Annotated in this window: 18 protein-coding genes; 14 read left to right on the top strand and 4 right to left on the bottom strand. The window is 46.3% G+C overall.

Features of this window, described 5'->3' with window-relative positions; translation table 11 throughout:
* The first annotated feature begins 433 nt into the window (after positions 1-433).
* The 8 genes from QUB24_RS30195 (at position 434) to QUB24_RS30160 (ending at position 11,107) form a co-directional block, all read left to right on the top strand.
* Positions 434-1,255 carry a sigma-70 family RNA polymerase sigma factor gene (locus QUB24_RS30195; RefSeq protein ID WP_333157268.1) on the top strand — a complete coding sequence of 274 codons (822 nt, stop codon included), beginning with the start codon at positions 434-436 and terminating at the stop codon, positions 1,253-1,255.
* A complete protein-coding gene (locus QUB24_RS30190) occupies positions 1,195-2,913 on the top strand; it encodes a tetratricopeptide repeat protein (protein WP_333157267.1) in 1,719 nt (572 codons plus the stop codon). The genes QUB24_RS30195 and QUB24_RS30190 overlap by 61 nt, the downstream gene beginning before the upstream one ends.
* Before the next feature lie 139 nt (positions 2,914-3,052).
* On the top strand, positions 3,053-3,421 hold the full coding sequence (locus QUB24_RS30185) for a hypothetical protein (protein WP_333157266.1): 369 nt from the start codon (positions 3,053-3,055) through the stop codon (positions 3,419-3,421).
* A gap of 3 nt (positions 3,422-3,424) precedes the next feature.
* Complete coding sequence (locus QUB24_RS30180; protein ID WP_333157265.1) at positions 3,425-3,670, top strand: hypothetical protein; 246 nt, start codon at positions 3,425-3,427, stop codon at positions 3,668-3,670.
* Between the two features lie 521 nt (positions 3,671-4,191).
* Positions 4,192-6,060: an efflux RND transporter periplasmic adaptor subunit gene (locus tag QUB24_RS30175; RefSeq protein ID WP_333157264.1), complete on the top strand. Its 1,869-nt coding sequence runs from the start codon at positions 4,192-4,194 to the stop codon at positions 6,058-6,060.
* Positions 6,061-6,372: 312 nt separating this feature from the next.
* Positions 6,373-7,590: an ABC transporter permease gene (locus QUB24_RS30170; RefSeq protein ID WP_333157263.1), complete on the top strand. Its 1,218-nt coding sequence runs from the start codon at positions 6,373-6,375 to the stop codon at positions 7,588-7,590.
* 238 nt (positions 7,591-7,828) lie between these two features.
* Entirely contained in the window at positions 7,829-9,049 is a 1,221-nt protein-coding gene (locus QUB24_RS30165) for an ABC transporter permease (RefSeq protein WP_333157262.1), read from the top strand.
* A gap of 327 nt (positions 9,050-9,376) precedes the next feature.
* Positions 9,377-11,107: a phosphatase PAP2 family protein gene (locus QUB24_RS30160; RefSeq protein WP_333157261.1), complete on the top strand. Its 1,731-nt coding sequence runs from the start codon at positions 9,377-9,379 to the stop codon at positions 11,105-11,107.
* Positions 11,108-11,237: 130 nt separating this feature from the next.
* Here the strand turns inward: QUB24_RS30160 and QUB24_RS30155 are convergent, their stop codons facing one another.
* On the bottom strand, positions 11,238-14,297 hold the full coding sequence (locus QUB24_RS30155) for a glycerol-3-phosphate acyltransferase (protein ID WP_333157260.1): 3,060 nt from the start codon (positions 14,295-14,297) through the stop codon (positions 11,238-11,240).
* A 137-nt stretch (positions 14,298-14,434) separates the two neighbouring features.
* Between QUB24_RS30155 and psb35 the strand changes: the two genes are divergently transcribed.
* Positions 14,435-14,629 carry a photosystem II assembly protein Psb35 gene (gene psb35, locus QUB24_RS30150; RefSeq protein ID WP_333157259.1) on the top strand — a complete coding sequence of 65 codons (195 nt, stop codon included), beginning with the start codon at positions 14,435-14,437 and terminating at the stop codon, positions 14,627-14,629.
* A 559-nt stretch (positions 14,630-15,188) separates the two neighbouring features.
* Here psb35 and QUB24_RS30145 read toward each other — a convergent pair.
* Entirely contained in the window at positions 15,189-15,773 is a 585-nt protein-coding gene (locus QUB24_RS30145; RefSeq protein ID WP_333157258.1) for a DUF6658 family protein, read from the bottom strand.
* A 234-nt stretch (positions 15,774-16,007) separates the two neighbouring features.
* The gene (locus QUB24_RS30140; protein ID WP_333157257.1) at positions 16,008-16,745 is read right to left on the bottom strand and encodes a DUF2993 domain-containing protein; all 738 of its coding nucleotides are present in this window, start codon (positions 16,743-16,745) and stop codon (positions 16,008-16,010) included.
* A 421-nt stretch (positions 16,746-17,166) separates the two neighbouring features.
* Here QUB24_RS30140 and QUB24_RS30135 point away from each other — a divergent pair, with 421 nt between their 5' ends.
* The 5 genes from QUB24_RS30135 to QUB24_RS30115 all read left to right on the top strand — a co-directional run bounded on the left by QUB24_RS30135 (position 17,167) and on the right by QUB24_RS30115 (position 21,318).
* Positions 17,167-18,576 (top strand): HD domain-containing phosphohydrolase, encoded by a 1,410-nt coding sequence (locus QUB24_RS30135; protein ID WP_333157256.1) that lies wholly within the window; start codon positions 17,167-17,169, stop codon positions 18,574-18,576.
* A 94-nt stretch (positions 18,577-18,670) separates the two neighbouring features.
* Entirely contained in the window at positions 18,671-19,264 is a 594-nt protein-coding gene (locus QUB24_RS30130) for a pentapeptide repeat-containing protein (RefSeq protein WP_333157255.1), read from the top strand.
* 127 nt (positions 19,265-19,391) lie between these two features.
* Positions 19,392-20,147: a DUF2993 domain-containing protein gene (locus tag QUB24_RS30125; protein ID WP_333070977.1), complete on the top strand. Its 756-nt coding sequence runs from the start codon at positions 19,392-19,394 to the stop codon at positions 20,145-20,147.
* Between the two features lie 235 nt (positions 20,148-20,382).
* Positions 20,383-20,673 (top strand): DUF1816 domain-containing protein, encoded by a 291-nt coding sequence (locus QUB24_RS30120; RefSeq protein WP_333157254.1) that lies wholly within the window; start codon positions 20,383-20,385, stop codon positions 20,671-20,673.
* A 369-nt stretch (positions 20,674-21,042) separates the two neighbouring features.
* Positions 21,043-21,318, top strand: coding sequence for a DUF1816 domain-containing protein (locus tag QUB24_RS30115; RefSeq protein WP_333157253.1), 276 nt, complete (start codon positions 21,043-21,045; stop codon positions 21,316-21,318).
* A gap of 162 nt (positions 21,319-21,480) precedes the next feature.
* Here QUB24_RS30115 and QUB24_RS30110 read toward each other — a convergent pair whose 3' ends face one another.
* Complete coding sequence (locus QUB24_RS30110; protein ID WP_333157252.1) at positions 21,481-22,491, bottom strand: J domain-containing protein; 1,011 nt, start codon at positions 22,489-22,491, stop codon at positions 21,481-21,483.
* Positions 22,492-23,256 lie beyond the last annotated feature (765 nt).

Here is a 23,256-nt window from a genome sequence, read left to right as displayed (position 1 = left end):
TATTTGATGAAGCCAGAAAAATGTAAAGGTAAAATAATCCATAATGCGTGAGAGTGAAATCTCTTTGACTTTGGGGATATTACCAACTTAGTGCTGCTCCATTTCAGTGTTCAAAAACTTGAATAAAAGGGGATCGGGTTGCCGTATTGTGCGGTAGGATAACGCGATCGCCTTTTTTTATGGGAGTGTGTAGACGAAGCCCCTCGTAGACATCGCTTTTTGTTGATGAAAGAGTTATTGATTGACTGGAGTGCGATCGGATAGATTTCGGATTATATATAATGTTCAGACACTTGTCCATAATACGTTTTTGATTGTCAGGGGTTATTGAAGTTTTTAATAATAATTAACATTGCTGGGCTTGTTTATTTTGAGTAAATAAGACATAATCTGAGCAACGAAAATAATTCTATAATATCTAAGATCCACATAAATGGAAAGTAATACCCATAGATATCAGAGAATCAGGTCATCTTCTCGATCGGTTGCTCCATCAATCCTGGGGGATGAGACTGAAGATAAAAATTCAGTGTTTTGGCAGGAATGGCAGGCGTATCGAGATCATCTTTACCGTTGCTGTCTCAAGTGGATGAACTCAAACCCAATCGATGCCGAAGAGGTACTGAGTCAGGGAATGCTTAAAGCCTGGAATGAATGGCAAAACTATGGAAGTAAAATTAAATATCCTAAAGCGTGGTTAACTCGAATCATCCATAATTTCTGTATGGATTTGCATCGAAAACGTAGACGAGAAGCACTAGCAATTGAAAACATAGACGATATTAAATTTGAAGATTATCCAGTATTTTATTCGAGGCTAGGAACTCCTGACTCTAATATTCTAGACCTAGAGTTGCGGGAATATATCCATCATACAATTAAATCCTTGCCTCCCCGACTCCGCAATACTTTTGTCTTATACTACTGTCAAGATAAATCCTATAAAGATATTGCCAAGCTATTTCCATGCTCTGAAGAGAACGTTCGCAAATGCGTTAGAAAAGCACGCCGAATTATACAAAGGCATTTAACCAAATATCTCGCCGGGGAAGATGATACTTCTCGAAATTCCCCCTCGCCATCCTTAAAGTTGGTAATTCCTTTGGGAGAAAAATCCCAACCTGAATCTAATTGGGAATCACTAATTACAACAAAAAGCCAGGACGAAGAAATTCACTATCAATTCACCATACTATGTCTATCAACTTTGCCACATCATTGGTACAGTTATACGAATCCTCTGGGCTGGAGATGAATGTTCACCTTGCCTTCAAGGAAAAGTCAACTAGACAAGAGCAGAAAATTATCACTTTAAGTAAGTATATCCAGAAATATCCCGAAGGATGGAAAAAAAGATTAGAACTGGCTAATTTGCTTTACGATATGGGAGACTGGCAACAAGCGGTTGCAGAATATCATCAAGTGCTTGAGCGACAACCTCAATTAGTGGGCGTGCGGCTGCAACTGGGGAAAATGTTGCAGATAATGCGACGAGAAAAAGAGGCTGTAGAAATATATGAAAAAGCCTTATTTTGTTTCGACAACGAAGCGACTCAGCATCATATCAAAGGATTGATGGCAGTTTGTCGGCATGAAAGTCAGAAGGCAATAATTGCCTTTAACTTAGCAACTCGTTTAGAACCTGACAAAATAGTTCACTGGCTGGCTTTGGCACAGGTGCATCAGCAGATAGAAAATCATCTTGGCGTGCTAAGTGCCTTAGAGCAAGTTTTGTCAATCCACCCAGATGATGTTGTGGGATTGATTTACAGCCATGATGCGAGTCAGGCGGTGGGGGATATGATCGCCGCTAGAGGGCAGTTGAGCAAGCTGATAGCTCTAGTTCCCGATGATTTTCGGGTACTGCAACGACTAATCGAGCAACGTTGTCAGATGAGATTGGTTTCAGGTATTGAGGGGAAACTGACGAAAAAGATGATTACCTCTTTACTGCTACAGGCTCCTCATGGAGCTGAGGCTCACCAGTACCTAGCATATTATCACATTTTCCGGGGGGATTGGCGGCAAGGTGTGGAGGTGTTAGCAGAGTTTACCGCCAAACACCCCCATCATCCTTATGGTTGGTATTACTATGGGCGGTGCTTGTTCGACACGGGAGAATATCAAAAGGCGGGACAGATGATGGGGAAAGCTTATCAACTGTATCCCGATGATTGTGCAATTCATCAGGCATTGTGTGAAATTTTACCCTTTGATCCCCCCCAGCCCCCCTTAATAAAGGGGGAGAATTCAATCAAAGTCCCCCTTTTTAAGGGGGATTTAGGGGGATCTCCACCGAATATAAACGAAGCCAATAAAGTTTCAAAACACGCCCTAGCCACTCTCTTGGGAGGCGAGGGGAATGTAGTCGAGGAGATGTTGAGGCGGTTTCCTGAACGTTGGAGCGTTTGGGCGACTGCGGGGCGGGTGTTGGTGGAACACTTCAAAGAGTTTGAACGGGGGTGTAGTGTTTCTGAGCAGGGGACGAAACTACAACCCCAATTAGCAGATGCTTGGTTTCGTCATGGGCGGGTGTTGGCGTTGGCGCTTAAACATCGGGAAGCAGTGGAGGCGCTGGAGAAAGGATGGGAGCTGCTACCAGCAGGGGCTTATCTGCAATTAGTACCGGCTGCGGTGTGGTTGGGGGAGAGTTATCGGGTAATCGGGGATGTCGGGGCGAGTCAGCGATGGTGGAAACTGGCTGGTGAGGGATGTCAGAAATTGAGAGCGTTTAACCCGGCTATGGCTGATTACTGGTTAGGGAGAGCTTTGGTGGGGTTGAGGGATAAGTTGGGGGCGATACAAGCTTTTGAAAGTGCTTTGAGTCAGCAGTTGTTGTATCCGGCTCGTGGGGAAGTTGAGAAGAGTTTGGGGCGACTGAAAGGTAAGGGAAGGAAGATTTCTAGAGGTTGAGGGGGGATTTTTTGGGAAAAAATAATGCTTGTAACTCGAAAAATTCCCAAATTGGGGCGGGAAAACGTCTCTAGATATAGAGTAGTGGTAATAAAAAACCACTAATCAACGTAAATTGTAACAAAAAATGTATTGTCGTATGACTATTGTCAAAAAACTAGGAGTGGTTTTAATCACTACTGTTGGAATTTCTTTTGGTGTCGTTGGTACAACCTTAGCAGACATGGTCATCAAAGTAGATAAGATTCTCGTTCCTGAAGATGAAGAGCTTATCTTTGAACCAAGCAATATGGCAGCGAACACGATTTGCTTCCAGACAACTGATAAATTAAATGGTTACATATTTATTACAGCAGGAATGAACAAGCCAGAGTTCAAAAGAGCTACCCCCAAGGAAACATGTATATCCACCTCCTCGAATAGGATGCCTATACTCATAACAGGTGCTTTCAGACCTTTGCCTGACGAGAGTAAATCCATTCGTGTATATGTGAAAGAGTTGCAATAGGGAATGGGCGATGGTGAAACGTCCACTGTATGCGATTCGCTTTTTTGTGAAGAGAAGAGCAATGGTGAAGCGCCCACTGTATGCGATTCGCTTTTGTGTGGCGAGATGAGCGATGGTGAAACGCCTGCTGTATGCGATCGTGTTTTTGTAGGGAGTGCGATCGCTCTCTTGGAAATTGGAAATGCGATCGCTTTTGTGTGGGGAGATAAGCGATGGTGCAACGTCCACTGTATGCGATCGCATGGATAATGAGAGAAGAGCGATCGCATTTCGCTGGTGATGGGAGATTGAGAAGCGATCGCCCGTGGAAAAATAGAGACTAGGCGATTGCTTCGCGAAGAGCTCGCAATGACATTGTGTATTTTTGTCCAGCTACTTAAGTGCCTGTAAAATTGCCAGAATGGTAACACTTTGAGGGCGATTCATATTTGTTAATTTTCCATTGTTAAGGGATTTGGAAAATATTTTACTTTGTTAAGCTGTATTTGCTGAGTCGATCGCCCTCAGTCCTACCTGTGATCGCACTCCCGGAACGCCCCAATCTTCAAAAAATCCAGCCCCGTCGCTCGAACAAGTTCGCGCCCAGCTCTTTTAGCTGAAAAAACTTAACATTTTTTAATAACTTGCAAAGATTAGCTATAATTGTTTACAGGTGCTGGTTGGGGAACTTTTTATAAATCACCCGATCGGATGAGTCTGAAAGACGATGCCAAGCATCAGCAAAAATTTTACCTTAAAGGTAATCCTGAGATTAAATTAGGTGAGTCGGTATGATCGTTAGCCCTAAAAAGGAAACTGCTCAGGTCAAGGTGGAAGATACTCAGACTGTAGACACCAAGGCCGCAGAGACCAAAATTGCAGATAACAAAACGCCCCAAAAGCAGTCTCCGAAGAAACCCGCGCGCAAACCGCAGCGGTGGGCGATTGGGTTGGTTGCAGCCGGGTTGCTAGCTGTACCGACCACCATATATATAGCAAAAAGTCGATCGCAGCCGAAAGTAGATGCGATCGCCACTATGACAGTACCCGTGGAAGCGCAAAACCTCACGGTGCGGATCACGTCGAGTGGCACGGTGCAGCCCGTACAGCGCGTGAATCTCAGCCCCAAAGGCTCCGGGCGCATAGCAGAATTATTTGTCGAACAGGGCGATCGAGTCGAAGCAGGACAAATCGTGGCCCGCATGGAAAGCCGCGATGTAGAAGCTCAACTAGCTCAAGCCAAGGCCCGCGAAGCCAGCGTGCGAGCGAAACTCGCCAAAATCGAAGCCGGGAATCGATCGGAAGACATCGCCAGCGCCCGAGCGCGCTTAGAGCAAGCCGAGGCCAGTCTCGCGCAAGTCCAAGCCGGTAGCCGCGTTGAAGAAGTTGCAGGAGCCAGAGCCCGCTTGCAGCAAACTCAAGCTGGTTTACAGCGACTGCGAGCCGGCAGCCGCGTTGAAGAAGTCAGCCAAGGGCGAGCTCGTTTAGCCCAAGCTCAAGCTCGTTTAGCAGACGCTCAAACTGGTAGTGTCAAACAAGAAATTGCCCAAGCACAAACGCAAATTGACTCGAGTAAAGCCCAAGCCGAACTAACAGCTCAACGGGTAGAACGCAATCGGCCTTTAGTGGAAGAAGGTGCTCTGGCTAAAGATAAACTGGATGAATTAATTAAAGAAAATCGTACTGCCCAAGCTAAATTAATAGAATCTCAAAAACGCCTGCAACAACTGCAAGAAAGTCGGGAGTCCCAAATTCAGCAACTGCAAGCTGCTGTGCAAGTCGAGCAGCAAGCATTGAACCAATTGCAAAACGGCACGCGATCGGAAGAAATTGCCCAAGCCGAAGCAGAAGTTGCCGAAGCAAAAAGCAAATTAGCGCAAGTAGAAAACGGCAACCGTCCAGAAGAAATCGCCAAAGCCGAAGCAGCAGTTGCTGAAGCCAAAAGTCAATTGGCCGCACAAGAAAACGGTTCTCGACCGGAAGAAATAGCTCAAGCTCAAGCTGAATTAGCCGAAGCTCAAGCTCAAGTCCGCTTTCAAGAAGTGCAGTTAGAAGATACGAAAGTTCGCGCTCCTTTTGCTGGAATTATTACCCAAAGATACGCCATCCAAGGAGCTTTTGTAACTCCCGCAACTTCGGCATCGGAAGCTACTTCGGCAACTTCGACATCGATTGTCGCTTTAGCTAGAGATGTGGAGGTTTTGGCGAAAGTCCCGGAGGCTGATATCAGTCAAATTAAACCGGGTCAAGTAGTTGAAATAGTGGCTGATGCTTATCCCGATAAAGTGTTTAAAGGTCGCGTTAAATTAATTGCACCGGAAGCTGTTAAGGAACGGGATGTAACGCTATTTCAAGTGCGAGTTGCCATTGATACGGGCAAAGAGTCGCTGCAATCGGGGATGAATGTTGATTTGAGATTTGTTGGTCAAAAGCTGAGCAATGCTTTAGTTGTGCCGACGGTGGCAATTGTGACTAATAAAGGTCAAACGGGTGTGCTAGTTCCCGATGAGAAACAACAGCCTAAGTTTAAACCTGTTACCGTTGGCTCGACTATTGGCAACAAGATTCAGATTTTAGAGGGTGCAAAAGTGGGCGATCGCGTTTTTACCGAACTTCCTCAAGGTAAAAAGCTGGAGGATATTATCAAGAATCAGAAATAGGACATAGGGCCTAGGGCATGGGGCCTAGGGCATGGGGCATTATTTATCTCGATCGCTCTAGGGTGTTTTCTTTCCCCGGAGATCCCCCCTAACCCCCCTTAAGAAGGGGGGGACAAGAGCAGTCAAAGTCGCTCTTAATAAGGGGGGGACAAGACTATTCAAAGTCAACCCCTACTCCCCTTATTAAGGGGGATTTAGGGGGATCGAGACTCGACTACAGGCGAGATTTATTATGGGTTTAAATATTAAGTTGACACCAATAACCCCAATTCCCTAATCGAAAATCTAAAATCCAAAATCTAAAATCGAACTATGGATATTGTTGAAAGCGTCAAAATGGCTGTCACAACTTTGATGGCAAACAAGCTTCGCAGCACGTTGACGATGTTAGGAATTATCATAGGCAATGCTTCTGTCATTTCGATGATCGGTATCGGGGAAGGAGCTCAAACATTTATCGAGGGACAGGTTAATTCTCTGGGTTCAAACTTGCTATTTATTATTCCCGGAAGTCCTGAAGCACAAAGCCGCCCGGTGATTCCGCCCCAGACTTTAGTAGTGGAAGATGCAGAGGCGATCGCATCTCAAGTTGCTTCTGTCCAAGAAGTCGCACCAACTCTCAATGACAGTCAACTCGTTACCTACCGCAACAAAAATGTCTCATCTTCTATTGTTGGAACTACGCCAGAGTTTCTGACAGTCAGAAGCTTTGATGTTGCCCAAGGTCGATTTTTAAACAAATTAGATTTAGAAAGACAAGAAAATGTGGTTGCTTTAGGATCGGAAGCAGCCGAACAATTGTTTGGTAATACACCGCCACTTGGTCAATATATTCGTATCAAAAATTCGACTTTTCAAGTGATTGGTGTCATGCAGGCGAAAGGCTCAAGTTTTGGCGACAATCAAGATATGAATGTTTATTTGCCGCTGACAACAATGGCAAACCGAATTGTTGGTCGCTCGTCTCCATACGGTACAAAAGTAACATTTATTTCGGTTGCTATCAAAGATGAAAGTATGATGCAAGCAGCCCAATTTCAAATAGAAAATCTGCTCAGATTGCGTCATAAAATTACTAAAGAAGATGATTTTACTGTTCGCAACCAGAAAGATTTGATGAATACTTTGGGCAGTATTACTGGTGCTTTGACGTTGATGTTGGCTTTCGTGGCGGCAATTTCGCTGTTTGTGGGCGGCATCGGGATTATGAATATCATGCTGGTTTCTGTTACCGAACGCACTAAGGAAATTGGATTGAGAAAGGCGATCGGAGCTTCTCAGCAAGATATCCTGATTCAGTTTATGATAGAGTCTGTGATTTTGTCAGCGGCAGGCGGGGCGATCGGCACTGGATTCGGTATCGGCGGCGTGCTTTTAGTCGCTGCTTTTACTCCTCTGCAAGCTAGTGTTTCCCCAATGGCGATCGCACTTGCAGTCGGTGTTTCCGGCAGTATCGGCTTATTTTTCGGCATTGTACCCGCAAAACAAGCTGCTAAATTAGACCCGATTGTGGCATTGAGAAGTGCTTAATTAGTTTGTTGACTGTTCACGGTTGACTGTTGACTGTTGACTGTTCACGGTTGACTGTTCACGGTTGACTGTTATAAAAATAACTAATAACTCCTATAGCAATCCTAAATCATTTGTCCATTTCTTACTCCCTCCCCTTAGTAAGGGGAGGGTTGGGGTGGGGTAAAAAATTTACGACTCATTTAGGATTCCTATAACCCATAATTACTAACTAATAACTAATAACTCATAACTAAGTATGAATTTTATTGAAAGCGTCAAAATGGCCGGTCAAACGCTACTAGCCAACAAAACTCGCAGCAGTTTAACAATGATTGGCATGATTGTCGGTAACGCCTCAGTAATTGCCATGATTGGAGTGGGAGAAGGAGCTCAAAAATTTGTAGCAGGACAAGTGCAATCGCTGGGTACAAACGTATTAATCGTGAGGCCTGGAGTACCGAACGCTAGGCGAAGTACCATCTCAAGTGCGCCTCAAACTCTCGTATTGCCAGACGCAAAGGCGATCGCAACTCAAGTCCCATCCGTTCAAGGCGTCTCAGCAGAACTTAACAGTTCCGAAATAGTTCGCTACAGCAACAAAAATGTTTCGTCTCTAATTTTCGGCACAATTCCCGAATTTCTAGAAGTCAGAAGCTTTGAAATGGCAAAAGGGCGGTTTTTGACCGAACTTGATGTTAAGCAAAGTAACCAAGTTGTGGTTCTCGGTTCAGAATTGGCAGAAAAACTTTTTGGCAATACAAATCCCTTGGGCGAACAGGTGCGTATCCAAAATGTCAGCGTCAAAGTAATTGGAGTATTGGCGCCCAAAGGCACATCTTTTGGTACGAATTTTGATAATTCCGCCGCTGTGCCGATCACCACAATGGCCAATCGCATAGTCGGGCGCAAATCTCCCTACGGTTTGGCTGTCACGTCGATATTTATTTCGATTAAAGATGAATCGCAAATGGAGGCGGCGCAATTTCAGGTAGAAAACCTGCTGAGATTGCGGCACAAAATTACTACCGAAGATGATTTTACTGTCAGAAATCAGAAAGATTTAATGGCAAGAATGGGGGCAATTTCCGGCGCTTTGACTCTGATGTTAACTGCTGTTGCCAGCATTTCCCTATTAGTCGGTGGCATTGGGATTATGAACATTATGCTTGTGTCCGTTAGCGAACGGACTCAGGAAATTGGGCTCAGAAAGGCGATCGGCGCATCTCAACAAGATATCTTGTTTCAATTTATTGTCGAAGCTGTGATTTTATCCGCTGCCGGAGGGATAGTCGGTACTTGCGTCGGTGTCGGCGGTATCTTGCTTGTAGGTAATTTGACGCCCTTGCAAGCTGGAATATCACCCGTGGCGATCGCCCTGGCTGTCAGTGTATCCGGTGCAGTAGGCCTCTTCTTCGGCGTTGTCCCCGCCCGCCAAGCCGCCAAACTCGACCCGATCGCAGCTTTGAGGAGTGCTTAATAAATATATACTTAGTCCGTTACACAATCCGCTCATTTATGATATGGGAATAGGGGTTATATAAAAATTTAAAAAAACTGTTTTTTTGTAAAGATTTAACAAAGTGGGACTGTTTGAGGAACTTTTTTAAAGAGTATTTTGACTTACATTTACAGCGCAAAAGTTCATCAAAAACCCATTAAATGTTAAAGATTTAATAAACCTTTATTGTGGCGTTTGCTTACGAACCACAAAGTTTAATAATATTAAATCTGGGGTAAACAGACTTAAGCATCTACAGAGTTTACGAAACCTTTGCGATTTAATCAAAATATCCAATAAATCAACATGGCATCCCTGACCCCTAGTCCTCAATTTGACTATCTCGAAGGAACCACCCAACCAGACAGATTTAACGCTTTGGATGGCAACGACATAATTTATGCCAACAGCGGAGACGACTATCTCGAAGGCGATGTCGGCAAAGACAAAATCTGCGGCGACCAAGGTAACGATACGATTGTTGCTGGTGCAGACGACGACATCCTCTGGGGAGGCAAAGGCAGCGACCTAATTGGTGGCGATTCCGGCAACGATCTCATCTATGCAGGCGCAGGTAGCGATACCGTGAGCGGCGGCACAGGCGATGATATATTTGCCATTGCTAAGGGCAGCGGTGGCCCAACTGTAGCAACAGCCGACTACATCGCCGACTTCGGCAACGGCAATGACAAAATTCGATTGCTAGACGGCCTCAGCTTTGAAGATTTAAACATCCAGCAAGGCACCGGCGCCAACAGCAACAGCACCGTAATTCAAGACAAACTAACGGGCGAGTATTTAGTAGTATTGCCGGGAGTCAACAGCAACACAATCAACCGCGACCAATTCACAAATCAGCTATCGGGAAACCCTGTCATTGAGTGGAACGGAGTCATGCTGAATGCAGTGCGGACAGGCAACACCGCGCCTCCCCTCGCCTCCCGCAACATGGCAATGGTTCACGCAGCCATTTACGATGCTGTTAACTCGATCAGCAAAAAATACAGCCCTTACCAAGTCAACATAGATGCACCAGCAGGCACATCAGCAGAAGCTGCCACCGCCGCAGCCGCCCATCGCGTCTTAGTCAGCGTCTACCCAGCGCAAGCAGCCACATTCAACGAAGTATACGCATCGTCTTTAGCTAAAATTACCGATGGCAAAGCTAAAGAAGACGGGATTGCCCTCGGACAGCAAGTTGCTGACCAAATTATCAGTTCGCGGAGTACAGACGGCATCACAAAAGTAGTGCAGTACACCCCCTCAACCAACCTTGGCAGTTGGGTGCCGACTCCCCCCGCCCTTGCCGCCGCGCTGGCACCACAGTGGGCAGAAGTTACTCCCTTTGCCATGACTAGCGGTTCTCAGTTCCGCCCGGTCGCCCCGCCCGCCCTTGACAGCGACCAGTACGCAGAGGAAGTTAACTACGTCCAAGAAATCGGCAAAAGTGACAGTCTTACGCGCACCCCAGACCAAACTGTGATCGCCAAATTCTGGGCCAACGGCGCTGGGACGTTTACCCCTCCGGGTCACTGGAACCAAATCGCCGAAGAAACAGCGAATCTCACTGGTCAATCCTTAGAAGATAGCGCCCGCTTGTTCGCCCTGCTGAATATTGCTCTCGCCGATGCAGCTATTAGTTGCTGGGATGCCAAGTACCAGTACAATTTATGGCGGCCGGTGACAGCTATCCGCCAAGCTGACACAGACAACAATCCCGAAACGACAGCCGACCCCCTGTGGACTCCGCTGCTAACTACTCCACCGTTCCCTGAGTACACGTCGGGCCACAGTACCTTTAGCGCTGCGGCAGATCCTGTTATGAGTTCTGTATTTGGTTCGGATTACGGCTTTGCCGATCGGGGAGACAGGAGTGTCAACACTTTGCGAACCTTTGAAAACTTCAGCGAAGCGGCCGACGAATCGGGCATGAGTCGCATTTACGGAGGCATTCATTTCATGAGTGCTAACGTAAATGGTTTAAGTGTGGGTAGAAATGTGGGGAATTATGTTGTCCAGAATTTCTTAACAGCCTAGGAAAGTTGGGGCGGGTTTACAAGATTGCTGAGATGTTGCACCATTTTCAATAATCTTTTTAGGAACAGGCAAGATGCCTGTTCCACAAGAAATCAACTCTTTGTGGAACAGGCATCTTGCCTGTTCCTAATTATTCCAGCAGTTCTACAGTGCCGAGATAGCCATCTACTCGGACTTTTTGACCGTCTCGCAAGCGAGTTGTCGCTTCAGAAATATTCATAACTGCGGGAATTTTGTACTCGCGGGCGATAATTGCTCCGTGAGATAGTTGGCCGCCAACTTCGGCGATAATTGCTGTTGCTCCTAATAGCAGCGGTGCCCAACCTGCATCGGTGTAAGGAACTACTGCGATCGCATTTTCTCCTAAATCTGTGCTCGCGGTGCGGCAAATCTTGACAAAGCCTTCGACACGGCCAATACTTGCTGGAATTCCCTGGATGATATTAGTTTCTGATGTTGCGGAGTCGATCGCCCTTGTCTGAGAATTTGGCAGCAAATTGCCGTAGACAACAGGGGGAATCGGGCGATCGCGATCGGCTACCAGGCGATCGCGCCTTTGGCTAATTGTATCCTTAAACGAAACACTTGCACCGCTACGAATCCACTGCTGAATTTCCCCAAATTCCAGATAAAAAATATCCCCGCTTTCCTGAAACACCTGCATTGCCAAGCCGCAAGCTTCAATCTCCAAAAAAGTCCAGCGCAGGTGAGCCAACAACCGCGCGTAAATTTCGCTAATTTCGTTTTTGACAAGCGCTCTTTCTTGACATTTATCTAATCGCCACTTCTGCGAAAAAGTCAATCCTATTTCACGCTTTTCAACTAAATTAGTTTCGGCTTTTTGAGCCATATTTATTAGCAACTTTTGATAAATTTCTGGTTGTTCTCGCCAAGTAGGAACAGCAATATCCGTTCCCACCTCGCTCAAATATCCGTAAATATCAAGCCACTTTTCAAAATCTGCTTGTAAAGCCGGAGTTTCCGCAAATGTCTGTGCTAAATGTGCGACTGAAACAGTTTCGTCAGGCTGCGAAACAGCAGCTTGCCGCAATTTCTGAGCCAACTGCTGTAAAGCTCGCACCGAAGCAATTTCAGGAGCGCTGTCATTAGCCAGCCAGTCATCATTAACGCGAAAAATTGCCTTGCGAATAGCCAGCCCGATCGGCCCTAATATATTGTAGTAAGTAATCGGTTTCAGCCACTCCTGAATTTGCTCCGCTCTCTCCAACAATTCCGTTAAATATTGATAATCGGGCATGGGGCATTGGGCATTGGGAATTGGGCATTGGGAATTGGGCATTGGGAATTGGGCATTGGGCATTAATATTCCTTTTGACTCATCCTCCATAATTAATCCGTGTATCCGTGTCAAAATCTGTGTCGTGCCTTCCTTCTCCAGACTTTGCAGTGCCGGGAGGAAAATAGAACTACGATCGCCCTTAAATTCTGCATTGAGCGCCCTCTCTCGCTGCACCAGACGCCACAAACCAGGCAAATTCGGCAAAATCTTCCCCAAAGGCGGCTTGCCCATTTTTTGCCCTCTCAGCAAAAATTCCAAACCCTGCTCCGGCAATCCCATCATCCGAAAGATTTCGCCCAACAAAGTCGCATTAAAATAGGCGTGAGAACCCAGCAAAGTTGCCGTTTCATTAAAGTTTAAGCCGATCGCGCGATCGCCCAAAACCACCTTAAAAATCTCTCCCCAAACCCCGCAAGTCAGCGGCCGATTAATCGACCAAGTTAGGGGACGAATTGCACCTGGAATCACTTCTGCTGCAATAGTGCGCGTCCAAAAAGGCTGCAAATTAGTAATTGGGCGGCTTTGCAAAATCCAAACTTTTTCCCCGTCCCAACTCCACTCAATATCCTGCGGAATTCCGTGAAAAAATGCTTCAATTGCTTGGGCTTGTTTCACCAATTCTGCTAAAATAGATTGAGCAATAATTGAATTACTTTGAACTTCAGTTAATTTTTTTTCTAATGATTCAGGTTGACTAAAATCAATTTCTAAATGTACCGGAGTACATTGTCCGCCGACAACAGATTCTGCTCCTCCCGGTAAAGCTTCTATAATTACCTGGGAACCACCATCTAAAGGATTGCGGCTGAACATGACTCCCGCCAATTCGCTGTCAATATAAGGCTGAATTAATACAGCCATTTGGGTGTCAGGCAATTGTCGCTGTCGGCGATAAGCAACGGCTTCGGAAGTCCAATAAGACTGGCGGCAGCGATTAATTGCATCGAGTAATTCTGCTTCACTGAAAACAGGGCCAAGAGTTTGATATTGTCCAGCCGCTGAACTAAGAGCGCCGTCTTCTCCCGCAGCAGAAGAACGCACAATTATGCGATTTTGGATTTTGGATTTTAGATTTTGGATTACAGAATTACTGATTAACAGTCGATCGGCATTTTCCTCATTCCTTCTTCCTTCTCCCCTCTTCCCTCTTCCCTCTTCCTTCTTCCCTCTTCCTTCTTCCTTCGATGGCAATATAAAACCAGCAGGTACGTTAAAACCTGCGCGTTTTAGTTGAGACAATTTAGCCGCTTTATCGCCGCAGATTGCAGCATCTAACGAGTCATCAAGAGAAAACAATTGCTCTGATTTAGATAAAGCCATATCATCACCCTGACTAAAATTAATTGCTGCTAACAACAAAGCTAATCCTGCTGCTGCTAAAAATTCTGGCATTGATTGTCGCCACACCCAAACCCAAATTGGCGTGCACAGACATCCGCAACGGGAAGCAAAGAGTCTCGCCCGATCGCCCTCACCCCACCACCGCTGTGCCAAACCCCACACCAGCAGCCCCCAAATGCCCGATGATACAGCCACCGGGGGCGAAAATACCAAAAGACCCCAAACAGCGTTGGTCACGCCTCCACCTCGGGCGATCGCATATCTGCCGGCAACTAGAGGAATTAACAGGGCGATCGTGATCGCAGGTGCATCCGGGAAGTAAAATCGCCCCGCCAAAACCGGCACAATACCTCTGGCAATTTCCGCCAACACCGCAGCAATTCCCGCTGATTTCCCCCCGTGAATGAAAGCAGCAGACACACCCACATTCCCCGTGCCCAGCGCCCTCAAATCTCGGCGGCTAAACACTCGCACCGCCCATCTCGTTAGCGGTAAAGCACCCAGACTGAAACTAGCAGCCAACAGCCATGCTATTGTCCCCAACGGCATAAAATCTGCTCTCCTATTTTCACGCTCTAAACATTATGACGGCAATTATGTCAATTTTTCTGTCTTCCGATATATCAACCAGACGGCATTAACACTTAAGATAATGTAAAAGTAGAGTAGATAAGGATTTAACTATCATGACTGATGTCAGCTTGACGACCCCAATAGCAGTTCTTGTCGCTGGCTTTATTGCCGCAGTTACGATCGGCTCGATCGCTTGGTATAACTCCAAGCGTCCCCCCGGTTGGGAATCCAAAGAACGCCCGGATTTTGTACCGAAAGTTGATAAAGACGATTTGATTGCTGATGTTTCTGACTCCAAAGGTAAATAAAACAAAGTTTCTTTAGAGGAATAAAAGCAGGACTTGTGCATTAATGAGAAAACTCGGTCATTGCCAGTTGTCATTGCTAGCCGGAGATCGGCAATTTCAATGGTTCACCTTTTCATTTTTGGCGCAAGTCCTATAAATTTCAAATCCCCAATCTAAAATCTAAAAAATCGGTAAGGTGCGCCATAAGCATCCTAAATATACAGGGCTTACGAAAAAAGTATAGCCTTTCGAGCGAAACATGAGGTACTCATGGGCATAGGCCTCCGTGGCCTCCGTGGGCATAGGGCATACCTCACTTTTTTGAGAACCGCTATAAGTAGTTTTACACGATACATATAACGTAAGGTGCGCCATAAGCACCCTACATATACAGGACTTACGAAAAAAGTAATTTTAGAGGATTAATATAGGGTAAGCTGCGCCATAAGCACCATACAAATTCTGCGTCCAAGACAGATATAGAATAGAAGTTCTGCGTAAGTCTTGTATGGAATTCTGTAGGGGCAATTATGAAAAAGCCCCTACAAATAATCGGCTATACCGCGCCAGTTCTGCTTGCTTATTTTTGCAGCGGATTGAGTTTTGTAACCGAGCTTTCCTTGGCATCTTCAGCGCTATCTTTCAGGAAAGCAGAAGCATCCTTAACAGCGGCGCCTACTCTCTCTAAAATATTGGCATCGGGATCGCTGCGATCGAATACGGGTTGAGCCTTAGCCGGCTGTCCGTCTGGGGCTTCTAACAGAGTTTTATCTCCGCCGAGTTCGAGGTCGAACTTGTCAGTTTCCATCGGTGCAGAACCCGGATAAAGCAGCTTTGAGGAATTAGATTCAGCGGTAGTCGAGGCCAGGAGACGATCTGCTACAATCGACAAATCAGCCCGATTCTTTTCTGCTTTAGCAGGCGATTGATTGACTTTAGGGTCAGTAGACATTTGATAATTCGTGTATCCATCTCCACCGGCCTTGTGAGGGTTATTCATTCCTCCCATTTGAACGGGAGGATTCTCTGGCCGAGCACCTCGAACATCGCCGGGATTACAAGCGGTGCTGGTAAACAGCAGCACACCTGCCATAAATACAGTCAAAAATTGAGTCAAAAATTGACCGATACGCAGTCTTTTAAAAAAAGCAGTTACAGTGTTCACAAAAATTTCCAGATTTTTTACTACTACTTGTCAAGAGTAAAAGTAAACTCCCCATGCGTGCCTCTAACGGCGGTGATATTTTGCTGCGGGTTGCTATCGACTTTTTTATAACTTTAGAGGGATTTCATAAACTGCGGAGATTTTGCCCAAGCAAAGCATAATGGTAGGGTGCGCCAGTTCCAATAGTTGCTCGAATTGAAGAGCTTTTTTGTTTCTGACACACCCTACAAGCTCTTAATTAGGGAATTTTTCGACTTTCGCTTCAGCTTGCAAAGTCAGCAAACCAGCTTCCACATTTAGCTGCTGAATTCGCAGGGACATTCCCTCAAGTTCAAAATTTCGCAAGTTTAAAACTTCACCAGCTTTGTCCGCCAAAGCTTCAGTTAAGTCCGGCGAAAATTCCTTGTTTTCGGGATACTCGACATCCTGAAGAGAAATTGCCCAACCGCCCGCTGCGATCTGAGGTTTTGATGTAAAATAAATTTTTTCAGTTGAGGCAGTTTCCTGCACCAATACCTCAGCATTTAAAGCGATTTTTTCGGCTAGCAATTGGCACTCAATAGTTTTAACGTCTATTGTCTGCTGTTGTCCGTCAACAGTAACTTTTAAGTTTTTCAGTTTCCTGCTGATGTATTCGGAATTAAAAGCGCGGTTGATATCGCTTTCTGTTAAAACAGCGCGCGCCGCACCGAAGGCAGGCCCGTTCAGTTCAATTTTGCCAAACATAGCGGTGAGGGGATTGACAGCAATATCCTTTATGTGAATTTGCAAATCTTCCACGCGCAAATCTTGTTGCATTACCAACCCTGTGCCCTCAACGGCAACGGCCTCTACTGAACCCTGGGCTAGCTGGATCGGATCGGTGTTGACTGTGACAGACAAAGTTTCGGATTCGTCTAATTTGCTAGCAATAGCAATCTCTGCCACTTTGTCGATCGCCTGTTCCCCTAAACTTCTATTTTGTTGAAGCACGCTCAGAATTCCTAATAATATTGTTTAAAAATAGTAGTTAATACTTAATAAAGTATGCGTCTTCCTCTCGGCAGGTTTCTCGTCTGAAAAAAACTTAGCCAAAGACAGAGGGTTTCCAGCAAATTGCTAAAATTAATCAGGTACTCTTCGGCGCACTCTACATTGACAATCAAGCATCCAGGATACCCGCCACGTGATTCATCCGTCCAGAAATAAAAAACCTGTATCCGATAAAGGAGCCCCCGAATTGATCTCGCGCAAGTCAATGCTTCAATTCTTTAATCTAAAATCTAAAATCTAAAATCGATTGACTCGGTGGCGAAGCGGTGAAAAATCAAAAACTCGGATTTTTGCCAAAAGTCTTTTCGAGAAGTTCGATCGCCCGCTACAATTAAGTTAAGAGCCGGCACCGCCATTTGCAATGAATCCAGAATCAACTCTCGCCAGACTACAAGCTACACTTCCCGACGGAAAACTGCCTTCTAGCTACGGGGTTTACTTCAAAAACACCCTAGTAGCCCTATGTCACGCCCTAGAAGACCACATTTTGCAAACCAGTGGCGGGGAAAAGAACGAACTCCAACCCTTAGTTTTGGTAACGTTTCAGCAGGGTAAATGGTATTTACAGGAAGCCGATCGCTACCTAGATATTGCTAATGCCTCTCGGCGCGTTGTCATCGGTGCAGTAGCCGACAGCGGTTTTGCTACCCACAAAACCGGGCAATTAGAAAATGTATCTTTAATAAATCTCGATGAGAATGACCCCATAATCGAAGAATGGAATTTAATCATCCTCGCCCCGACATACAAAGCAATGGTGCTTTGTCGCGAACTTTCAGACCAAGAATACTTGCCCGAGGGCAAGCCCGAAGTAGATACAGAACGAAAGTTCTACGGTTTGTGGTCGTTTGACCAGTCTTTGGTGTCGGCTGCTGCAGAAATTTTTATAGAACAGACGCGACATTACAACTCTCCTCTGGCAGACACTTTGCTGGAAATGCACCACGAAATCCTGGCAACCAAAGGCCCGCCCTTGGCAGACATTAGTGGCGTGGTATCGCGGATAGTCACTTACCTGCAAAGTTCTCAGCAGCAAATGGTAGCAATTAACCGCCAAACCCGCGAGTTGTGGGAATTGGAAGGTCAAGCATTGCGCGTCAGCCGCAATTTGAACGCTAACAAACTTCAAGCTTTTCTACGCATGGCCCAGCGCGTGGACGAACGCGATACCTCAAATCCTACAGCGTCTTTGCAGGTGGCGGCTTTGTCGGAAACTTTGGGTCAACTGCTGGATTTGCCGGCTTTGCAGTTGCGGAGGCTGCGGCTGGCTGGATTGGTGTTTCGAGTCGGCTTAGTTTCGGCCCCGAATGAGGTGTTCGATCGCACTCCCGATGCTTTTGACCCAGCAACTTTATCATTTTGGCGCGATCGCAGTTTCATCGGTTCCCAACTACTGCAAGCAATGCCGGAGATAGCACCTGTGGCGGAAATTGTCAAGCACCAACTCGAATATTGGGACGGCAGCGGCAGGCCAGAGGGTTTGCGAGCCGAAACCATACCCGTTGCTTCGCGGATTTTGGGGTTGGTCGCTGATTTTCAAGAATTGACTCAACCGCGTGGCGATCGTCCCGCTTTGAGTTTGAGCGAAGCTTTGGAAGAGTGCCGCGAACTGTCGGGCACTCGCTTCGATCCGGCTTTGGTGGAAACTCTGGGCAACGTCGTCAGGCTGGCAGAAATGGGTTTGATGGAGTTACCAACTCGCCCAAGCCAACTGCCTAACGTGTGGTTGGAGGAGGGCGATCGAACGACCTCGGCCGCTCCGGCATTATAAAATAACTGGATTGTTGACTGTTGACTGTTGACTGTTGACTGTTGACTGTTGACTGTTAACCAACAACTGACAACCAACAACTCACAACTGACTAATGACTAATGACCTCGAAGCCATACGCAAAGGCAAAATTCTGATGTTGGCCGGCACTGATTTAGCCGGCAAAGACTTAGCGGGAGCCGATCTCGCCGGTGCTAACTTGTCTCAAGCCAACTTGAGTGGAGCTAATCTCGTCGGCGCTAACTTGCAGCGGGCAGTATTGCGAGCCAACCTCCGCGGCGCTGACTTGAGCGGCGCCAACCTGCGAGGGGCAGATTTTCGGAATGCCGATTTGCGGGGAGCTTCTTTCGCTAACGCTTTAGTCCGCGACGCAAGTTTTGGGGGTGCTTTTTTGACGGGGGCATCCATCGGCAATTTGGATTTGAGCGGTGTCGATTTGCGGGGCGCCGATTTGCGGGGCGCTGCTTTGGCTAGGGCAATTTTGCTTGGTGCCGATTTGAGCCATGCCAATTTATCCGGCGCTGATTTATCGGGAGCTGACTTGGAAGAAGCGATCCTGAATGGAGCCGTACTGCGCGGCGCTAACCTGACGGGGGCTAATTTGCTTTGCGCCATGATGGAACAAACCCTTTGGGATGGAGCTTTGCTCGATCGCGCCTGTCTCCAAGGCACCCCCCTGAGCCTTTAAATTTCAACAATGTTGTTTTGAAGACAGACAAAAAACAAGATCTGCTTATGATGTGAATAAGCACAAGCGATTTTTACATTTCTTAATATAGGGTTATAATGGCGACTGTAGATGAGCAAACGAATAAATGGTAGCAGCTTTGTTTAGCGGTACATCCTTTCAAGGTCAAAGTGGCGATCGCCTTGTTAGTAAAGTAGCAGGAGCTGCGATCGCAGCCTTATTCAAGCGTTCTGAAAAGGCCGAGGCCAACATCCGAGTCGAACCAGTAGCCAAACTCTTGCAGGGAAGCATCGACGGTTTCGACTTCGTTGGCAAAGGTATGTTGATGTACAACGGCCTTCGCATAGAAGTGATGGAACTCTATCTGCAAGCACTCTCCATAGATTTTGGGGCGATTTTTGCAGGTCAAGTGAAATTACGGCAGCCTACCCAGGCAAATATGCGAGTAGTCTTAAGTCGATCGGATTTAACCACCTCATTCAATACACCTTTTGTAGTTGAAAAACTCCAGAAGCTGAAGTACCAAGAGCAATCTCTGCACTTTCAAAACACTGAAGTCAGCTTCGGAACCGACAAATCAATTCGGCTTCAGTCCGAAATTACCGTAGGCGATGCCAGCGAACCGGTCAAAATAGATATTACAGCTCAATTGCAAGTAGAAGACCGGCGTAAAATCCAATTTGTCAGCGTTACTTACGGCGGTGACGGGCAAGCAGTAGACTTGGGTCAAGCTATAATTGCCCACGTAAATAACTTGCTAGACTTAGACAAATTTGCCTTAGAAGGCACTCAACTGCGAGTAGACCGCTGCCGAGTTCAGAATGACGAGCTGGTTTTCTACGGTTGGGCTGGTATCGAACAGTTCCCCAAAGGCAAGCGCTAAACCTCAGCAGGCTGAGGTTTGCCCAGCCATCTAGTTTGGAAAAAGAGCATTTTTTAGTTAGCAAACAACCCGCACCGGCGGGTTTTGCTTTAGATTTTAGATGGGAGGAAAAATCTAAGATCTAAAATTTCGCATCTAAAGTCGATCGAGGCAAAATCAGCACTGAGGTTGATTCGAGCGGACAAATTATTTTGATAGATTTAAATAATAAATTAAACCACCCTCAAGAATAAAGATGCTCGGATTTTATTTATTTTGTATCTACGTCGCAGTCTTGTCCGTGTTTGCCGGGCCGGCCCACCGCCGGTCTGAGAAATGGTGGGTAGAAATTGTCACCGATTTGCCCCACTGTACCTACTATTTTGGCCCCTTCGACACCGACAAAGAAGCTTCCAGCAATATTCCAGGCTACATCGAAGACTTGGAAAGCGAGGGAGCTAGAAGGGTTAGTATCCGCATCAAACGCTGTCAGCCTTCGGAACTCACGATTTGCGATAGTGAATTTTCAGAGGGTATCGCGGCTTAAGAATTTTGATAATCCAGGGGGCAGAAACCGGGTTTTTTGACGAAAATACTCAGTCTATAGGGAGGGGTATGGGTTAAGCAACGCGGTTTCTGATCGTCAAGAGTGTGTAAGTTCTGTTTGAATTTTTCATTAACTGAAGCCTCAACAATAATATTAAGCATCGTCTTGTCCTAGTCCTTACCGGACGGACTTTGTATTTGTAGTGGTGGCTTCAAAGTCGGCATCTTCTCCACCCAAATGCAGAGTTTAGCCAGCATTAACTGCCAAAAAATATCGGGATAAAATCAGCACTGAGGACGAGCCGATCGCTCCCGTTGCGTTGATAAATTGAGAAGAGTAAAAACTACTTAAGTATTCCCAGAGGTAAATATGTTTGAAATCTCTATGTTGGGTATGTTTTTCACGGCTTTTTGGCTACTAGCTCAACCTGCTAGCAGCACTAGACGCGACGAATGGTGGGTAGAAGTTGATACAGATTCGCCAAAGCGTACCTATTACTTTGGGCCCTATGACAGCAGACAGGAAGCTTCCGACAACTCGAACGACTACATCCGAGACTTGGAAAACAAAGGATCTAAAAAAATTAGCATCAACATCAAACAAGGTAGCCAACCTACTCAGCTAAGAGCTAGCGAAGAGTCTTGAGAAGGTGGGAAAGTGCAAATTACGGGCGAAGAAAAGTTGACTTATTAACAGGGTATTTTTCAAATGAGATCGCGCTTGCATACAGTAGGGACACAACAATGCTGTGTCCCGATGAAATAGTGAAGAAAGAATCTTATTTGCGTCCGAAAAATGCACGCTTTTTCAAAGCACCATCTGATTGAGATTACTGCGAGGATTAAAAGTACGATTTGCTTGGATTTTCTCGTAGCATTCGCGTTCTACACTGCTAATTTCTTTCGGTGGCACGATCGCAATTTTGACCAACAAATCAGTCCGCTCGTTTTTCTTGGGTTTCGGCCATCCCTTGCCCCGCAACCGCAAAGACTGACCCGAACGAATCCCCGCTGGAAATTTCACAGTGATCATACCTTCAGGCGCCGGCACTTCAATTGAAGCTCCCAACACCGCTTCGTCGGGAGTTATCGGCACTTCGCAGACCAAATTCTCTCCCTCAAATTGGAAGAAAGCGTGAGGCAAAACTTCTAATTTTAGGTACAAATCTCCCTGTAGCTTCGTGTACGGGTCAACTTGACCTTTGCCTTTTATCCGAATTTTACTGCCGGTTTTAACTCCTGCTGGAATCGAAACTTCCCCCGTGGCGACTCGCTTAGAAGTTCCCCGAAATGCTTCCCCCAGAGTCAGGGAAATTGCGACCTCGGTGTCGAGAGAGCTTCCTGCGGTGCGGTTTTCGTACCCCGCGAAATCTTCAAATCCGCCAAAACCTGTGGGCCCGCCGCTGGTGCTGCGGTAGTTGCTGTAATTCCACTTGGCATTGCGTGCATTACCCGGACTACTACCTGCGCGACCTAGCAAGGCATTAATAAATTCGTCAAAACTGCCGTACTCGCTGAAGTCAACCCCGCCAAAGTCTACATTCGTACTGCCCCCGCCCGGCCATCCGCCTGGAGTTGTGGCAGCTTGCTTCCAGTATTGACCGTATTGGTCGTATTTTTTGCGTTTTTCAGGGTCTGAGAGCACTTCGTAAGCTTCGTTTACTTCTTTAAAACGAGCTTCGGCTTCTTTGTTGCCGGGGTTCATGTCCGGGTGATATTTGCGGGCTAGTTTGCGGAAAGTTTTTTTAATTTCGTCAGAACTGGCAGTTTTGTTGAGTCCCAAAATAGCGTAATAGTCTTTAAAATCTGTTGCAGCCATTAAGCAATCCCCTCTTTATTAGTTGTTATTTGTTAGTTGTTAGTTGTTAGAAAGAATAAATCCCAAATTAGCCGCAGGATGGCGCATTAGTATAATGCCAGGAGCAGAAGTGCCTGCGGCATCTCATTCAAATTATAGGTTATCAAAGGTTTGGACTCGATCGAGTTCGGTTGTTGCTTGGCGTTCGATCGCAATTTCCGCACTCCGCTGCTGTTTAAGATTTTATAGCATTCGGCTCTCTCGTGCACAAGGGAGCCGGAGCAGCAGCCTCTAGAAATGCTTTTGGCATTCGACACCAAAAAAAATGCTTTCATCAATTAAGAACGTCCTTACCCTATAGGCCGTTGCTATACCTGTGAGCTTGGAGACGGTGAAACTCCTGTGGCGAAAACTTTTGGGGAGTTATGAGGCTTAGGGCTTTCGGGAGGCAGCAGCCCGGTTGAGGTGAGGCGGGGAAAGCTGCTGCTGTGGCGGGCGCGAGACCAGGATGGTTAACTGGCGCCGACGATCTTTTTTAGTCTTTTTTTCCGTGGCGCGGTGCGAGCTAACTTCTCGATATGAGCTCGATCACCCAATCCAAATCTTAGCAGGTTTTCATCAGCAATTTCCGGCCAATCTGGTGTCTAAATTGTGACTATATAATACCCTAAATTGCGCCGTTTTTCCACAAATTTTCTAGATATTTTTTACAGGGTAAGCTCATCTAATTTGGTATAAATTGTACTTGACAAAAAGCCGCCAATAGGATCTATATCTGTGCACCGA

The sequence above is a fragment of the Microcoleus sp. B9-D4 genome, from assembly GCF_036705105.1.
Lineage (GTDB): Bacteria > Cyanobacteriota > Cyanobacteriia > Cyanobacteriales > Microcoleaceae > Microcoleus.
Note: the sequence above shows the minus strand (reverse complement) of the source record. Positions and strands in the feature narration are given on the sequence as shown.

What these genes read in the sequence shown, in the direction of transcription:
- QUB24_RS30195 (WP_333157268.1), top strand. Translation starts at nt 434, where the DNA reads ATGGAAAGTAATACCCATAGATATCAGAGAATCAGGTCATCTTCTCGA.
- QUB24_RS30190 (WP_333157267.1), top strand. Translation starts at nt 1,195, where the DNA reads ATGTCTATCAACTTTGCCACATCATTGGTACAGTTATACGAATCCTCT.
- QUB24_RS30185 (WP_333157266.1), top strand. Translation starts at nt 3,053, where the DNA reads ATGACTATTGTCAAAAAACTAGGAGTGGTTTTAATCACTACTGTTGGA.
- QUB24_RS30180 (WP_333157265.1), top strand. Translation starts at nt 3,425, where the DNA reads ATGGGCGATGGTGAAACGTCCACTGTATGCGATTCGCTTTTTTGTGAA.
- QUB24_RS30175 (WP_333157264.1), top strand. Translation starts at nt 4,192, where the DNA reads ATGATCGTTAGCCCTAAAAAGGAAACTGCTCAGGTCAAGGTGGAAGAT.
- QUB24_RS30170 (WP_333157263.1), top strand. Translation starts at nt 6,373, where the DNA reads ATGGATATTGTTGAAAGCGTCAAAATGGCTGTCACAACTTTGATGGCA.
- QUB24_RS30165 (WP_333157262.1), top strand. Translation starts at nt 7,829, where the DNA reads ATGAATTTTATTGAAAGCGTCAAAATGGCCGGTCAAACGCTACTAGCC.
- QUB24_RS30160 (WP_333157261.1), top strand. Translation starts at nt 9,377, where the DNA reads ATGGCATCCCTGACCCCTAGTCCTCAATTTGACTATCTCGAAGGAACC.
- QUB24_RS30155 (WP_333157260.1), bottom strand. Translation starts at nt 14,297, where the DNA reads ATGCCGTTGGGGACAATAGCATGGCTGTTGGCTGCTAGTTTCAGTCTG.
- psb35 (WP_333157259.1), top strand. Translation starts at nt 14,435, where the DNA reads ATGACTGATGTCAGCTTGACGACCCCAATAGCAGTTCTTGTCGCTGGC.
- QUB24_RS30135 (WP_333157256.1), top strand. Translation starts at nt 17,167, where the DNA reads ATGAATCCAGAATCAACTCTCGCCAGACTACAAGCTACACTTCCCGAC.
- QUB24_RS30130 (WP_333157255.1), top strand. Translation starts at nt 18,671, where the DNA reads ATGACTAATGACCTCGAAGCCATACGCAAAGGCAAAATTCTGATGTTG.
- QUB24_RS30125 (WP_333070977.1), top strand. Translation starts at nt 19,392, where the DNA reads ATGGTAGCAGCTTTGTTTAGCGGTACATCCTTTCAAGGTCAAAGTGGC.
- QUB24_RS30120 (WP_333157254.1), top strand. Translation starts at nt 20,383, where the DNA reads ATGCTCGGATTTTATTTATTTTGTATCTACGTCGCAGTCTTGTCCGTG.
- QUB24_RS30115 (WP_333157253.1), top strand. Translation starts at nt 21,043, where the DNA reads ATGTTTGAAATCTCTATGTTGGGTATGTTTTTCACGGCTTTTTGGCTA.
- QUB24_RS30110 (WP_333157252.1), bottom strand. Translation starts at nt 22,491, where the DNA reads ATGGCTGCAACAGATTTTAAAGACTATTACGCTATTTTGGGACTCAAC.